Raw genomic sequence first — 14,681 nt, 5'->3', positions numbered from 1 at the left:
GATCATTGCAATCCTGAAATCATCGATGCGCGGGCGCCGGTTGCGGCCCCGTGGGAGCAGACTATTGTCCTTCAACGCCACCAGACCGACCCTGCTCGCCGCGCCCGGCGTCGCCTGGCTCGTCGCCTTCATGGTGGTGCCGTGCCTGCTGGTGCTGAGCTATGCCTTCTTCCAGCGGGGCGTCTGGGGCGGGGTGGAATACACATTCACGCTGGAAAACTTCGCCCGCGTCGCCGATCCGCTCTATGCGAAGATTTTCCTCAACTCCGCGCGCATCGCGTTGACGGCTACGGTGGTCGCGATCCTCATCGCTTATCCCGCCGCCTACGCGATCAGCCGTGCCCCGCGAATGTCGCAGCCGATCCTGCTGTTCTTTGCCGTGTTGCCCTTCTGGAGCAACTATCTCATCCGCACCTATGCCTGGATCGTGCTGCTCAACCGCGAAGGCCTGATCAACAATCTTCTGCGCACGCTGGGTTATACGGGCGAACCGCTGTCGATGCTCTATACCGAAAGCGCCGTCATCACCGGCCTTGTCTACAACTACCTGCCCTTCGTCATCCTTGCGATCTATTCCACGCTGTCGCGGCTGAATCCGGAGCTGATGGAGGCCTCGCGCGATCTCGGCGCCGGCCCCGTCCGCACCTTCCTGCGTGTCACGCTACCGCTCACCTTGCCGGGTGTCGCCGCCGGTGGCGTCTTCGTCTTTGTGCTGTCCATCGGCAATTTCGTGACGCCGGCGCTGCTCGGCGGCGGGCGATTCCAGATGGTCGGTAATCTTGTCTACGACCAGTTTCTGACAGCCAACGACTGGCCCTTCGGTGCCGCACTCGGCGCCGCGCTGATCGTGACCATGATCGTGCTGCTGCTCTTGCAGGCCCGCGCAACAGCCCATGCTTCCGGTGAGCGAAAAGGGGAGGTCGAGCGATGAGTGCTGCCCTTTCCAGCAAGCTGCCCGGCCGCATCGTGCTCGTGCTGGTCTTCGGCTTCCTTTACCTGCCCATCGCCGTTCTGGTCCTGCTTTCCTTCAACGACAGCGGCCTGCCGACCTCCTGGTCCGGGTTTTCCACGCGCTGGTACGGTGCGCTGCTGGCCAATACCTATATCCTGCGCGCCGCGTGGAACACGCTGATCGTCGCGGTCTTTGCCACCGTCATTTCCACCGTACTCGGCACCCTGCTGGCGCTCGGCATGGAGACGCGGCGGAGGAAGAGCAACGGGCTGGAAGCGCTCGCCTTCGCGCCAATGGTCATTCCCGACATCGTGCTGGCCGTCGCACTGCTGACCTTCTTCTCGCGCCTTGGCCTGACGATGGGCCTGCACACGATCATCATCAGCCACGTCATCTTCGACCTTGCCTTCGTCTGCTCGGTCGTGCGGGCGCGGCTCAAACATTTCGACTTCTCCATCGTCGAGGCCTCGCGCGATCTCGGCGCTTCCGGCTGGACGACCTTCTGGCGCGTCACCTTCCCGGTGCTGCTGCCGTCGATCGTCGCGGGTGCACTGCTCGCCTTCACGCTTTCGGTCGACGAGTTCATCATCGCCTTCTTCACGGCGGGCGCCGGGCGCTCGTCGATCACCCTTCCCATGCAGATCTATTCGATGATCCGCTTCGGCATCACGCCGGAGGTCAACGCGCTCGCCACCATCGTCATGGGCGTCAGCGCGACGGCATTGCTGATCTCGCAATGGCTCAACAGAGAACGGCAGGTCCCATGACGCGATCGAACACTCCAATTTTGCGCATCGAGGGCGTCGGCAAGCGTTTTGGGCCGGTCACAGCGGTTGACAATGTATCGCTGGATATTCGCGAGAACGAGTTTTTTGCGCTGCTCGGCCCGTCCGGCTGCGGCAAGACCACGCTGCTGCGTATGCTGGCCGGCTTCGAGGCGCCCGGCACCGGCCGCATCCTGCTCGACGGCAAGGACATCTCGCCGCTGCCGCCGGAAAAGCGGCCGCTCAACCTGATGTTCCAGTCCTACGCGCTGTTTCCGCATATGACGGTGCGGCAGAACCTCTCCTACGGCCTCGAAATGGAGCGCCTCCCCAAAGCCGATATCCGCCGCCGAGTGGACGATACCATGGGCATGACGGACCTGACGCCTTTCGCCGAGCGCAAGCCGGAGCAACTGTCCGGCGGCCAGAAGCAGCGTGTGGCGCTCGCCCGCGCGCTGGTGAAGCGGCCGAAAGTGCTGCTGCTCGATGAACCGCTCGGCGCGCTCGACAAGAAGCTGCGTGAGAGGATGCAGCTTGAGCTGAAGCGCATGCAGAACGAGGCCGGCATCACCTTCGTCATCGTCACCCACGACCAGGAAGAAGCCCTGGTCATGGCCGACCGAATGGCGATCCTGAAGGACGGGCGCCTGTTGCAGGTCGGCGCACCGGAAGAGGTCTATGAGCACCCGGCCGAGCGCTTCGTCGCGAACTTCATCGGCGTGATGAATTTCATCGACGGCAAGACGGGCGCGGACGGGGTCTTTGCGGCGGAAGGCCTGCAAGTGAAGGCGCAAGGCGGCAAGCCCGGAACGGCGACCCTCGCCATCCGCCCGGAAAACATCGCCATCGGCCCGCCCGGGGATCTGCCTGTTTCCGGTATCATCGTCGACATCGCCTATCACGGCCTCGACCGGGTGCTGCATGTCAGAACCGCCGCTGCCGAAACGCCGCTCCAGGTCCGCATCCCGGCGAGCGGTGCGAGCAACTGGAAGACCGGCGATCCCATAAGCCTCAGGCTCGACCCGGCAAAATGCCGGCTCTTCCAATGAATGAAGAACAGGGGAACATCATGTCCAAGACGATAGCATTCTTCCCGGAGGCGGCCTTCGGCCCGGCGCTGAACTCGGTCGGCATCGCCCAGGCCGTGGAGGCGCTCGGCCACAAGGCCGTCTTCCTCTCCGATCCTGGCTTTGTTTCGGTCTACGAAGGCTACGGCTTCGAGGCGCATGCCGTGAACCTCTCCGAGCCGATGCCGGCAGAGCAGATGGCGAAATTCTGGGAGGATTTCATCAACGGCCACATCCCGAATTTCCGCAAATCCCCCTACGATCAGGTCGACAACTACGTGAAGGATTGCTGGACGGCGATCGTCGATAGCGCCAAATGGGCGCAAAAGGACCTGCCGGGTGTGCTGGCCAGGATCAAGCCGGACCTCATCTGCGTCGACAACGTCATTCTCTTCCCGGCGATCAAGCAGTTCGGCAAGCCCTGGGTGCGCATCATTTCCTGCTCGGAAAACGAGATCGAGGATCCGAAAATCCCGCCGCATCTTTCCGGCTGCGAGGAAAAGGACTTCGCCGGCCATGCGGCTTACCGCGATCACTTCAACGAAGTCATCAAGCCGATCCATGATGATTTCAACGGCTTCCTGAGCGAGAATGGCGAGGCCGCCTATCCCATCGGCCAGTTCTTCGAAGCCTCTCCCTTCATGAATCTGCTGCTCTATCCGGAGGCGGTGAAATTCGATCGCGAACATCCGCTCGATCCGAAACAGTTTCAGTATCTCGAAGGCTGCGTGCGCAAGGAAATGCCCTACGAGGTGCCGGCTTTCAAGGAAAACAACGACAAGCCGTTGCTCTATATTTCCTTCGGCTCGCTGGGCGCAGGCGACACCGATCTCCTGCAGCGCCTGATTACGACGATCGGCAAGTTGCCCTATCGCGCGCTCGTCAATGTCGGCGACTACAAGGATCAGTATGAGAACCTGCCCGGCAACATCATCGTCGATAGCTGGTTTCCGCAGCCGTCCGTCATTCCACAGGTCGATGCCATCATTCACCACGGCGGCAACAACTCGTTCACGGAGTGCCTCTATTTCGGCAAGCCGGCGATCATCATGCCCTATGTCTGGGATGGTCATGACAATGCGACGCGCGTCGACGAGACCGGCCACGGCTTCAAGATGCCGCGCTACGACTGGACGGATGCGGACCTCGCGGCAAAACTCGATGCCTGCGTCAACAATCCGACCATGAAGACGCGCCTCGCTGCCACCAGCGCGCATATGCAGGCTCGCAACGGCCCGAAGAAGGCCGCCGGCATTCTCGACGAACTCGTGAAGACGGGCGCCTACAATGGTTGAGACGACAAAATCCTCGGCGCCGCATATCTACAAGGCCACGACCTTGTCCGACCTCGTCGACTGGGGTAGCCAGCCGGACAGTCTGGAGGGCCAGTCTCATTCTTCCGGCCGACTTGTCTTCAAGGGGCCGAACAACCAGCCGGAATCCGGCATCTGGGTCTGCACGCCCGGCCGCTGGCGGCTGGCGATCCCGCGCGACGAATTCTGCCATTTCGTGGCGGGACGGGCGGTCTATCGCTCGGACGACGGCGAGGTGATCGAGGTCGAGGCCGGCACCGTCGTGTTGTTCCGCGGCGGCTGGACCGGCGAATGCACCGTCATCGAGACCATGCGCAACATCTACATGCTGGCCTGACGCCAACAAAAGCTGAAAGGAAATTTCCAATGACCGCGACCCCCCTGATGCGCAAGCCGCTGGAAGAGACGGACCTCAAGGATTGGGGCGTGATCCCCACCATGATCGAGGGCGAAAGCCGCACGTCCGGCAAGGTCATCTACAAGGGCCCGAACGGCGAGTCCGAAAGCGGCCTGTGGATCTGCACGCCGGGAAAATGGTTCTGCCATGTCACCAGCGACGAGTTCTGCCACTTCCTGGAAGGCCGCTGCACCTATGTGCACGAAAGCGGCGAGGTGATCGAGATCACGCCGGATACCGCCGCCTTCTTCCCCAAGGACTGGAAGGGTGAATGCACCGTCCATGAGACGGTGAAGAAGGTCTACATGATCCGCTGAGGGCGTATTTGCCCCTCACCCCGCCCTCTCCCCGCAAGCGGGCAGAGGGAGACGAAAGGCTGCGGCTGGTCCTTTCTCCCCGCTTGCGGGGAGAAGATGCCGGCAGGCGGATGAGGGCCAGTCGCGCCGCCCTCCAGAACGTCAAGGAAAATGCCATGTTCAACCCCTCCGAACCCGTCTTCTACAGGCATCCAGCCTATCTCCCGAGCGATGGCACCCGGCATACGGTGATCGACCCGGCAACGCTCGCGACGGTTGGCATCATCGCCGATACGACGCTGACGGAGTTGGAAACGGTGCTCGATGCGGCCGCGAAGGCGCAGCGCGACTGGAAGCGGCTCGACGCCAAGACACGTGCGACCGTCCTCCACCGCATCGCCAACCGTATCGAGGCGACGGACATGCGGCACTGTGCGGAGCTGATGTCGCGCGAGATGGGCAAACCCTATCCGGAGGCGATCGGCGAGGTGGCGAATTGCGCCGGCGCCTTCCGCTATTTCGCGGAAATGGCCCGCGACGAGGCAGGCAAGGTGGCGGGCACCACGCAGGCCGGTTCCTTCCAGCATGCGCGCTACGAAGCGCTTGGTACCAGCGTGCACATCATGCCGTTCAACTTTCCGATCCTGCTGATGTGCTGGACCGTCGCGGCGTCGTTGGCGTCCGGCAATGCCTGCATCATCAAGCCCGCACCGGCGACGACGCTGTCCACGCTGGAGTTCATGCAGGTGTTCGAGGCGTTGCCGGAGGGCCTGATCGCCTGCCTGCCAGGCGGGGTCGAGCTCGGCAGCGCGCTGATTGCCTCGCCGAAGACCCATGCCGTGGCCTTCACCGGTTCGGTTGCCGCCGGCAAGGCGGTGGCCATAGCCGCCGCGGCGCAGATGAAGCCCGCTGTCATCGAGGCCGGCGGATCCGATCCGATGATCATCACCGCACATGCGCCACTCGAGGTGGCCGCTGCCGGCACCGTCACCGCGGCCTTCCACATGTCCGGCCAGGTCTGCACCTCGGCGGAACGTTTCTTCGTGGTCGACGCAGTGCATGACGCCTTCATCGAGAAGTTCGTTGCCGAGACGAAGCGGCTGCGTGTCGGCAACGGGCTCACCCGCGCCGAGATCGGGCCGCTCGTTAGCGAGGCGGCACGAGCGAAGGTCATCCGGCTGGTCGAGGATGCAAAGGCGAAAGGCGCGACCGTCGCGATCGGCGGCAAGGTGCCGGAGAGCGAGCCGGTCGGCTGGTTCTACGAGCCGACAATCCTGACAAATTGCACTCCGGACATGGCGATCCTGCGCGAGGAATGTTTCGGTCCTGTGGCAGCCGTCATGCGGGTCAAGGATTTCGACGAGGCGATCGAGCGGGCCAACGACAGCGAGTTCGGCCTCGGCGCCTCCGTCTTCACCACCTCGCTGGAGGAGGCGATGGAGGCGGCGGACCGGCTGGAGGCCGGCATGGTCTGGGTCAACAACCCGCTGATCGACAACGACGCGCTGCCCTTCGGCGGCTGGAAGAAATCCGGCCTCGGCCGCGAATTGTCGAAGCTCGGCCTCGATGCCTTCCGCCGTTCCAAGATGGTCATCATCGACCACAAGCCGGTGGTGCAGAGCTGGTGGTATCCGTATCCGGACGACTGGTTCTACGAAGACGGCGGGCGAAAACACGTTTGACGCATTAAGATCAAGGACAGAGCAATGATCATCACCCTCCTCGGCGGCGCGGGCTTCATGGGCGCCGGTATCGTGCGCGACCTTCTTTCCGACCGCGCCATCATCGACATCACGACCATCCGCCTCTGCGATGCCGCGCGGGAGAAGATGGAGGCGCTGGCAAACGAACTCGGTGATGCGCGCATCACGCTCGTCGACCTCGACGTGACAAATTCCGCAGCATTGAACGCCGCAATTGCCGGCGCCGATATCTGCATCAACTGCGTGCCGACATTGCTCGGCTTCCAGATGACGATCTTCGAGGCCGCCCTTGCGCTCAAGGTGCCCTACATGGATCTCGGCGGCCTCGGCACCTACACTGTCAAACAGCTTGCCGAGCACGAGCGCTTCAAGGCGGCCGGCGTGCCGGCGGTCATCGGCTGCGGCGCGGATCCCGGCATGTCGAACGTCATCTGCCGGGCGGTGGCCGATGAACTGGACGAGATCGACAAGATCAACCTCTACTGGGCCGCCGAATTGGTCGGCGACGAAAATCCGGTGCTCGTGCCGCCCTACAGTGTCTCGACCGTGCTTGCCGAATATGCGCATGCGAGCACGCAGTTTTACGGCGGTAAACATGTGGAATGCGCGCCGATGAGCGGCAGCGAGTTCCTCAACTTGCCGGAGCCGTGGGGGCGCTGCGAATTCATGCATTCCCCGCATTCCGAGCAGCTGACCGTGCCGCTTGCCGATGGCATCCGTGAGAAGGGCATTCAGGAATTTTCCTGGAAGCTGCATTTGCCGCATCGCGAACATGAGGCCTGGGTCGGCCTAGTCAAGGCGGGCTTCGGCGATTTCGACGAGCCGGTCGAGATCGGCGGCATCAAGGTCAAGCCGCTCGACGTGCTGAACAAGGTGATCGAGCGCAATATCCGCAAAAATGCGGACAAGATCCCGGCGCAGGACAGCCATGAGATCCATTTCGCGATCGGCCGCGGCCGGAAGGACGGGGTGGAGCGCACCGTGCGTGTCGAGGTCACGGTATCGCCGGATCCGATATATGCACCCTATGTCGATGCCTGTACCTCGATGAATGCCTCCATCGCCGCCCAGCTCATTCTGGCGATGCCGAGAAAGCCGGGTGTCCATGCACCGGAGAGCTACTTCGACATTGCGAGCTACTTCCCCGAACTGGAAAAGCGGAAATTCCGTATCTCCAGGACCGTCACATGACAGGAGTGTGAAACGGCAGTTTACGAGTGTGGCGAAATTGAGAAAAAATACCCTACCAATCTTATAGGGATAATATATAAATGATCCCAGAGAACGGGCGGGCATGAATGTCCGCTCAGGAGAGACCGGGAACGCGGCCTCCGCAGCAAGGGATGATGGCATGAGCAGTACGAAACTCGGCGGCCGTTCTACGTTTGGTTCCTTCGGCGCGGTTAGCGATCGCCGCGCTCGCCGCGCAGAGCGGCAGGTCCTCGTCAACAACATCGTCGTCGCCGGTGCTTTCCTCTTCGTCAGCGCAGTGGTTTTCGGCCTCGTCGGCTGATCCTTTTCCCCAAATTACAGAGTCCAAGCGTGGCATCGTTTCATGCTGCAATCGGTATTCGGCTGCCGCCATTCCCGGTCACCGAAGCTGAGAAGCGAGTTGGCAACGTTGCCATGACTTGCGGAAACACCCGATAATTGCTTTGGTCCGAAGGTCATCATTCGGGATAGGCGATCAATGCTGCTTGAAAATCTCTCGCTCTTCCTGCGCATCGTGGAAAAGGGAGGGCTTGCCGTGGCGGGCCGTGAGATCGGGCTTTCGCCCGCCACCGTCTCCGAACGGCTGGCCGCGCTGGAGGCCTATTACGGCGCGACGCTGCTGACCCGCACCACACGCGCCATCAGTCTGACCGATGAGGGGCGTGCACTCGTCGAAGGCGCGCGGCGCCTGCTGGCGGAAGCGGAGGAGATGGAAAGCCGCGTGCGGCACGGGGCGAATGTCATCTCCGGGCCGATCCGGTTGAGCGCGCCGGAAGACCTTGGCCGCCGCCTGCTCGTTCCGGTGATCGATGCGTTCCTGGAAGAGCACCCTGCCGTCACCGTCGATATCAACCTCACGGATGGCAATGTCGACCTCGTCGGGCAGGGCATGGATTTCGCGATCCGGCACGGTGTGCTCGCGGATAGCAGCCTGCGGGCAAAAGCGCTGGGGGAGAACCGCCGTGTCGTCTGCGCGTCACCTGCCTATCTCGACGCCAAGGGCATGCCGCAGCATCCGGACGAGTTGGCCCGGCATGATTGCATCGTCATGCGCTTTGGGCAGAACATCGATCGTGAATGGCCCTTCGTCATCGATGGTGCGGTACGCAAGATCACCGTACGCGGCAGCCGCGTGGCAAACGATGGGGGGCTGGTGCGGCACTGGTGTCGCGAAGGCCGCGGCATCGCGCTCAAATCGATCCGCGACGTCGATGCGGACCTGGCCTCCGGCGTACTGGTCGAACTGCTCAGGGATTTTTCGGCCGGCAGCACGGCGCTGCAGATCGTCTATCCGCCGAGCGTGGTGCAGCCGCGGCGTGTGCGGCTGTTGATCGATCGTATCGCCGCGGCCCTGTCTCCCGGCCGCGGCGGATTGCTCCGTCAGGAGGACACCTGATCGAGGAGGATCAGGCGCAGCGGTTCCTCGAGAAGATCGTCGATCGTCGCGGCGAACGCCTGGAAATACGACGCGGCAACATGCGCGTCGAACGCGGCCTGGTTGGTAAAGGCCTCGCGCATATAGAAAGTGCCGGGTTCGTCGCGGAGCTCGAACAACACATAGTCGAGATTACCGGGCTCCGCTCGCGTCGGCTCGATGAGGGCGAGCAGGCCTTGTTGCAACGCCTCCCGTTTGCCGGGCCTCGCCTTCAAAACCGCAAGGGCGACGAGCTTTTCAGTCGATATCGTCATGGTATCTCCTCTCGTGCGGTCAGAAGCCGGCGAGCACGATCTTGCCCTTGGCCCTGCCGGACTCGATGAGGGCGTGAGCGCGCTTGAGGTTTGCCGCATTGATGGCGCCGAAATTTTCGTTGAGCGTCGACTTGATCTTGCCGGCATCGACCAGGTCGCTGATGCGGTTCAGCAGGTCGTGCTGCTTTTCGATATCGGCGGTGGCAAAGAGCGAGCGGGTGAACATCAGTTCCCAATGCAGCGAGATCGATTTACGCTTCAACGGCAGGGCGCTCAGTTTCTTCGGGTCGTCGATCAGACCGAATCGACCTTGCGGTGCGATCAATTCGACGATCTCACCCAGATGATCATCGGTATTGGTGGTGGAGAAGACGAAGGCGGGCTGGCCGATACCGAGCGCCTCGACCTGCGCGGCCAGCGGCTTGCGGTGATCGATCACATGGTGCGCGCCGAGCGCCTTTACCCAATCCTGCGTTTCCGGCCGGGAAGCCGTGGCGATGACCGTCAGGTTCGTCAACGCCCGAGCGATCTGGATCGCGATCGAGCCGACACCGCCGGCACCGCCAATGATGACGATCGCGTTTGCCGCGCCGGGCACGGGCCGGGTGACGTCCAGCCGGTCGAACAGCATTTCCCACGCGGTGATCGAGGTCAGCGGCAAGGCGGCGGCGGCCGGGAAATCGAGGCTTTCCGGCTTTTTGCCGACGATGCGTTCATCGACCAGATGGAATTCGGCGTTGGTGCCGGACCGGTTGATGGCGCCGGCATAGAAGACCGCGTCGCCCGGCTTGAACAAAGTCGCATCCGGTCCCACAGCCGTGACGGTGCCGGCGGCGTCCCAGCCGAGAACCTTCCAGTCCCCGTCCGCAGGCTTGGCCGAGGCGCGGATCTTGGTATCGACCGGGTTGACCGAAATGGCCTGCACGGCGACGAGGATATCACGTCCGGTCGGCTTGGGCCTCGGCAGGTCGAAATCGACGAGGGCCGTGGCGGCATCGATGGGTTGCGGGGTCTGATAGCCGATGGCTCGCATGGTGAAGCTCCTGATTTGACGTTCAAAAAATGGGTCGCATGACGCGGATGGCATCCCTGTCGATGGATGGTGCCGTTCCCTTCCTAAATACACTCTGCGTATCGAGCGTATAATCCGGCATAGAGCGAAATCATAATTCGGCTTTCCCGTCGAATATTTCGATGACGCGTTCAAGCGCATTCGGCGCCGGGTGCGCTTGAACGGGTCAAGTGATGATACCGCTGTGGGCTTGAAACGAAAACTCACATATGAAATGATAATTCAAATAAGAATGAAAGCGCGGTCGACCATTGTCGCGGCTGGAGGATATGTGAATGCAGGATGATACGCCGCTCCTGGCCGGCCTGACCGTGCTCGATATGAGTCAGTTTCTCTCTGGCCCCTATTGTTCGTTGCGGCTGCTTGATCTCGGCGCCCGGGTCATCAAGATCGAGCGGCCGGATGGTGGCGATCTCTCGCGCCGGCTCTATCTCAGCGACACGGAGGTGGGCGGTGATTCGACGCTGTTCCACGCCATCAACCGCGGCAAGGAAAGCCTCGGCGTCGATCTCAAGAACCCCGACGATCTCGCCTTTCTGCGCACGCTCATTGCGAAGGCCGATGTGCTGATCCAGAACTTTCGGCCGGGGGTCATCGAGCGGCTTGGCCTCGACTACGCGGCGGTGAAGGCGATCAACCCGTCCATCGTCTATGCCTCGATCAGCGGTTATGGCGAAGATGGTCCCTGGGTGATGCGACCGGGGCAGGACCTGCTGGCGCAGGCGCGCTCCGGCCTGATGTGGCTGAACGGCGACGAAGAGCAGGGGCCGGTACCCTTCGGTCTGGCGGTTGCCGACATGCTCGCCGGCGCCAATGCCTGTCAGGGCATTCTCGCGGCACTCGTGCGCCGCGGTATTTCCGGCAAGGGCGCTTTTATCCAGACAAGCCTGCTCGAAAGCCTGGTCGATTTCCAGTTCGAGGTGTTGACCACCCATCTGAACGATGGTGGTCGCCGGCCGAAACGTTCCGGTTTCCGCAGCGCGCATGCCTACCTCTCCGCGCCCTATGGCGTCTATCCGGCCAAGGATGGCTATCTGGCGATCGCCATGACGCCGATCGGCCGCTTGCAGGATCTGTTGCAGATCGAAGTGCTTGCGCCCTTCCGCGATGACAGCAAGGCGTGGTTCACGGCGCGCGATGCCATCAAGCAGATCATCGCCGAACGTATCGCGACGCAGACGGTCGAGCATTGGCTTGCCATCCTCGAGCCCGCCGATATCTGGTGCTCCAAGGTGCTGGAATGGCCGGAACTTCTTTCGAGCGACGGGTTCCGCGTCCTCGACATGTTGCAGACGGTGACGCGCGAGGACGACGTTTCGATCGGCACGACCCGCTGCCCGGTCCGCGTCGATGGCCGTCGTCCCTCCGGTGGCCGTGCCGCGCCACGGGTCGGCGAGCACAGCGATCGCATACGCGCGGAATTCACCCGATGAGCACGATCACCCTCAAGGGCATGACCTGGAGCCATCCGCGTGGTTATGACCCGATGGTGGTGTGCTCGGAGGATTGGTTGCGCAAGACGGGGATCGCCGTCGAGTGGGACAAGCGCTCCCTTCAGGATTTCGAGAGTTTCCCGGTCGAGGAGCTTGCGCGCCGCTATGATCTCATCGTGATCGACCACCCCCATGTCGGCCAGATCACGGCGGAAAACTGCCTCGCTCCACTGGACGTTCCGGGCCACGCGGCGGCGTTCGCTGCGCTGTCGGAAGGGTCGGTCGGTGCGTCTTTCCCGAGCTATCATTGGCAGGGCCATCAATGGGCCTTTCCGATCGACGCGGCAACCCAGGTACTGGCCTTCCGGCCGGATCGATTGGGCGCGGCGCCGACGACATGGGCAGAGGTTCTCGACCTCGCGAAATCCGGTGAGGTGCTGCTTCCGCTGCGCCCGCCCCACTCTCTGATGTGCCTGTTCACGCTATGCGGCAATCTCGGGCGGCCCTGTTCCGTGGACCGAGGCCGCCCGTTCGTCGATGCGGACGTTGGCGTGCAAGCCATCGAAATGATCCGGGAACTCGCGGCGCTCACCGATCCCGCCTGTACCGGCATGGACCCGATCGCCGTGCTGGACCGTATGGGGGAGGGTGGTTCGCGCTACAGTCTTGCGCCGCTGATCTACGGTTATGTCAGTTACGCATTGGAAGGCTTTCGGGCAAACCGCATCGCCTTTACGGACATGCCCGTCGCCGGCACAAGCGGACAGGTGGGCTCAGCGCTCGGCGGTACGGGTATTGCCGTTTCGGCCTTTTCGGCGAACCGTGAGGCGGCCATCGATTTTGCCTATTGGATCGCCAGCGGCGAGGTTCAGGCTGATCGCTATTGGCGGTCCGGCGGGCAGCCAGGGCATGCGGCGGGGTGGGAGGATGACGCCGCCAACGCCGCGACACTCGGCTTCTATCGGAAGACGCGACCAACACTGGAGGGTGCCTGGCTGCGACCGCGGCATGATGGCTACATGCCGTTTCAGGAGGCGGCGTCGCAGCGCATCAACCAGTCGGTGGCAAGCCGGGAGCCGGCGGCGAAGGCCATTGCCGATCTCAACGACCTCTTCGTGAAGAGTTTCCGATAGCCGCGGCGCCGAAGCGTGCCCGGGCCGTTCGCAACGCTCCCAAACCTTTCCGTCGTCATGGTCGGGTCTGATCCGACCATCCATAGACCTTTGAGAAATATGGATCCTCGGCTCAAGGCCGAGGATGACTCAAAGGGGTGGCGGCGTGTCTGCTAGCCCTGCACGCTTGCACCCCTCACGCCGTGGGTTTGCAGTCCCGGTACTTCACTGTCTGGATGTGCTCGCAATAGAGCACAAGCTCGCCTTCGCCCTTGAAGACTTCGTAGGATGCGCGGATCAGGCCGAGCTCGTCATATTTCGGCTGTTTGTCGAGATTGGTGCGGATCGTGTAGATCGTCTCGCCGATGAAGACGGGCTTGATGAAGCGCAGGCGGTCGTAGCCGTAGGAGAAGGCGTTGACGCAATTGGTCGCCACGAGGCCGAGCCCCGCCGAAAACACGAAGGCGCCTGCGACGAGTCGCCGGCCAAACAGGCCTTCCATCTCCGCAAATATCTGGTCGCCGACATAGGGGTGCATGTCGAGCACCAGCGCGTTGAACTGCATCGATTCGCCTTCCGAGATCGTGCGGCGTAACGAGCGGATTTTGTGGCCGATCGCGAAGTCCTCGTAGAACCAGTTTTCCGCGTTCCAGACGGGGAGCGCCGCATGCGCTTCCGGCATGGTCTTCGGATGGGTGCTCTCGATTCCAACGGTCGACATCATGTTAGCCTCTTCTGTGTGAGAAGAGGCTGCCATATAAGAACTGATTGTTCAAATACGAATTTACGTTTCAGCGGTGAATCCGGCACCCGTCATCTCGGACAGCTTGCTGGTCGTCTCGCTGATGAGCTGGATCGTCGTGGAAATGTCGGGCGCGGGCGTGTTGATCAGCGTGATGTAGGGCACGGTGAGTGCGGCAATCGCGGTGCCGTCAGCGCCGAGCACGGGGGCGGAGAGGTTGATGACGCCCGCGGTCTGCGCGCTCGGCATCATCTCGTAGCCGCGCGTGCGGATGAGGTCGAGCCGCGCCAGGAATTCCGGCGTCACGCGCCCGTCCGTGCCGCTGTCGCCGATATGTTCGGCAATCATGCGCTCGCGCTCCTCCGTCGAGCGGAAGGCGAGCAGAACATGGCCGGAGCCCGTGTCGAACAGGCCGATGCGTGAGCCGACGCGGATAGAAATACCCCAGTAACCGGGCGCTTCCTGCTGGGCGATGACCACTGGATTGCCGCGGTCGAAAACGACGAGCTGGTTGGCCTGGCGCGAGGCTTCTGCAAGCTCGCGCATCAGCGGCACGGCGAAGGAAACGAGGCGGCGCACCGGGGCGTGGAGCTGGGCCAGGCCGAAGAGTTTCAGGGTCAGCGAGAAGCGGTCGCCATCGATGCGCGTGACGTATCCGCGTTTCACCAGCCGGTCGAGCATGCGGTAGAATTCGTTCGGGCTGCGATCGAGCCGCTTGGCGATTTCCGCCTGGGTCAGCCCGCCATCGACGGCCGCCAGAAGCTCCAGAATGTCGAGGCCCTTGTCGAGTGCAGGTGCCCGGTAGCGATCGTTGTCCTCTTCCGACACCTGAAATCCTCCAGTGAATGAGTAAATTCATATACGCAGAAATAACGGATGGCAATGCGATAAGCCGGTTTTTGCTTGACGCTGGATGAATAAATGGTTTG

The 14,681-nt window shown here is 62.4% G+C and carries 16 protein-coding genes; 12 read left to right on the top strand and 4 right to left on the bottom strand.

Translation table 11 applies throughout. The features are described 5' to 3' along the window. The first annotated feature begins 130 nt into the window (after positions 1-130). From GR138_RS09335 to GR138_RS09290, 10 genes are all read left to right on the top strand, one after another. Positions 131-931, top strand: a complete 801-nt coding sequence (locus GR138_RS09335; protein ID WP_246200362.1) for an ABC transporter permease — start codon at positions 131-133, stop codon at positions 929-931. Then, on the top strand, positions 928-1,719 hold the full coding sequence (locus tag GR138_RS09330; protein ID WP_160858659.1) for an ABC transporter permease: 792 nt from the start codon (positions 928-930) through the stop codon (positions 1,717-1,719). The genes GR138_RS09335 and GR138_RS09330 overlap by 4 nt, the downstream gene beginning before the upstream one ends. Further along, a complete protein-coding gene (locus GR138_RS09325; protein WP_160858657.1) occupies positions 1,716-2,765 on the top strand; it encodes an ABC transporter ATP-binding protein in 1,050 nt (349 codons plus the stop codon). Before GR138_RS09330 ends, GR138_RS09325 begins: the two co-directional genes overlap by 4 nt. Before the next feature lie 17 nt (positions 2,766-2,782). Further along, complete coding sequence (locus GR138_RS09320; RefSeq protein WP_160859220.1) at positions 2,783-4,078, top strand: nucleotide disphospho-sugar-binding domain-containing protein; 1,296 nt, start codon at positions 2,783-2,785, stop codon at positions 4,076-4,078. Then, positions 4,071-4,433, top strand: coding sequence for a cupin domain-containing protein (locus GR138_RS09315; RefSeq protein WP_160858655.1), 363 nt, complete (start codon positions 4,071-4,073; stop codon positions 4,431-4,433). Before GR138_RS09320 ends, GR138_RS09315 begins: the two co-directional genes overlap by 8 nt. 29 nt (positions 4,434-4,462) lie before the next feature. Next, on the top strand, positions 4,463-4,810 hold the full coding sequence (locus tag GR138_RS09310; protein ID WP_064333342.1) for a cupin domain-containing protein: 348 nt from the start codon (positions 4,463-4,465) through the stop codon (positions 4,808-4,810). A 155-nt stretch (positions 4,811-4,965) separates the two neighbouring features. After that, positions 4,966-6,471 carry an aldehyde dehydrogenase family protein gene (locus GR138_RS09305; protein WP_160858653.1) on the top strand — a complete coding sequence of 502 codons (1,506 nt, stop codon included), beginning with the start codon at positions 4,966-4,968 and terminating at the stop codon, positions 6,469-6,471. A gap of 24 nt (positions 6,472-6,495) precedes the next feature. Then, complete coding sequence (locus GR138_RS09300; protein WP_160858651.1) at positions 6,496-7,683, top strand: saccharopine dehydrogenase family protein; 1,188 nt, start codon at positions 6,496-6,498, stop codon at positions 7,681-7,683. 160 nt (positions 7,684-7,843) lie between these two features. Continuing rightward, positions 7,844-8,005: a hypothetical protein gene (locus GR138_RS09295; RefSeq protein WP_160858649.1), complete on the top strand. Its 162-nt coding sequence runs from the start codon at positions 7,844-7,846 to the stop codon at positions 8,003-8,005. A gap of 177 nt (positions 8,006-8,182) precedes the next feature. Continuing rightward, positions 8,183-9,100, top strand: a complete 918-nt coding sequence (locus tag GR138_RS09290; protein ID WP_160858647.1) for a LysR family transcriptional regulator — start codon at positions 8,183-8,185, stop codon at positions 9,098-9,100. Here the strand turns inward: GR138_RS09290 and GR138_RS09285 are convergent. Both GR138_RS09285 and GR138_RS09280 read right to left on the bottom strand, forming a co-directional pair. Further along, positions 9,085-9,393, bottom strand: coding sequence for a putative quinol monooxygenase (locus GR138_RS09285; RefSeq protein WP_160858645.1), 309 nt, complete (start codon positions 9,391-9,393; stop codon positions 9,085-9,087). The genes GR138_RS09290 and GR138_RS09285 overlap by 16 nt on opposite strands. A 19-nt stretch (positions 9,394-9,412) precedes the next feature. Beyond that, positions 9,413-10,426, bottom strand: coding sequence for a zinc-binding alcohol dehydrogenase family protein (locus tag GR138_RS09280; protein WP_160858643.1), 1,014 nt, complete (start codon positions 10,424-10,426; stop codon positions 9,413-9,415). Positions 10,427-10,740: 314 nt separating this feature from the next. On the opposite strand from GR138_RS09280, the gene GR138_RS09275 reads away from it, so the two are divergent. After that, on the top strand, positions 10,741-11,898 hold the full coding sequence (locus tag GR138_RS09275; protein ID WP_160858641.1) for a CaiB/BaiF CoA transferase family protein: 1,158 nt from the start codon (positions 10,741-10,743) through the stop codon (positions 11,896-11,898). Then, the gene (locus GR138_RS09270; RefSeq protein ID WP_160858639.1) at positions 11,895-13,031 is read left to right on the top strand and encodes an extracellular solute-binding protein; all 1,137 of its coding nucleotides are present in this window, start codon (positions 11,895-11,897) and stop codon (positions 13,029-13,031) included. Before GR138_RS09275 ends, GR138_RS09270 begins: the two co-directional genes overlap by 4 nt. A 175-nt stretch (positions 13,032-13,206) precedes the next feature. On the opposite strand, the gene GR138_RS09265 is transcribed toward GR138_RS09270, so the two are convergent. Together GR138_RS09265 and GR138_RS09260 are read right to left on the bottom strand one after the other, a co-directional pair. Continuing rightward, positions 13,207-13,734: a MaoC family dehydratase gene (locus GR138_RS09265; protein ID WP_160858637.1), complete on the bottom strand. Its 528-nt coding sequence runs from the start codon at positions 13,732-13,734 to the stop codon at positions 13,207-13,209. Between the two features lie 60 nt (positions 13,735-13,794). After that, positions 13,795-14,580: an IclR family transcriptional regulator domain-containing protein gene (locus GR138_RS09260; protein WP_160858635.1), complete on the bottom strand. Its 786-nt coding sequence runs from the start codon at positions 14,578-14,580 to the stop codon at positions 13,795-13,797. Positions 14,581-14,681: the final 101 nt, after the last annotated feature.

It is taken from the genome of Shinella kummerowiae (assembly GCF_009827055.1).
GTDB lineage: Bacteria > Pseudomonadota > Alphaproteobacteria > Rhizobiales > Rhizobiaceae > Shinella > Shinella kummerowiae.
This window is presented reverse-complemented; position numbering and strand designations above follow the sequence as displayed.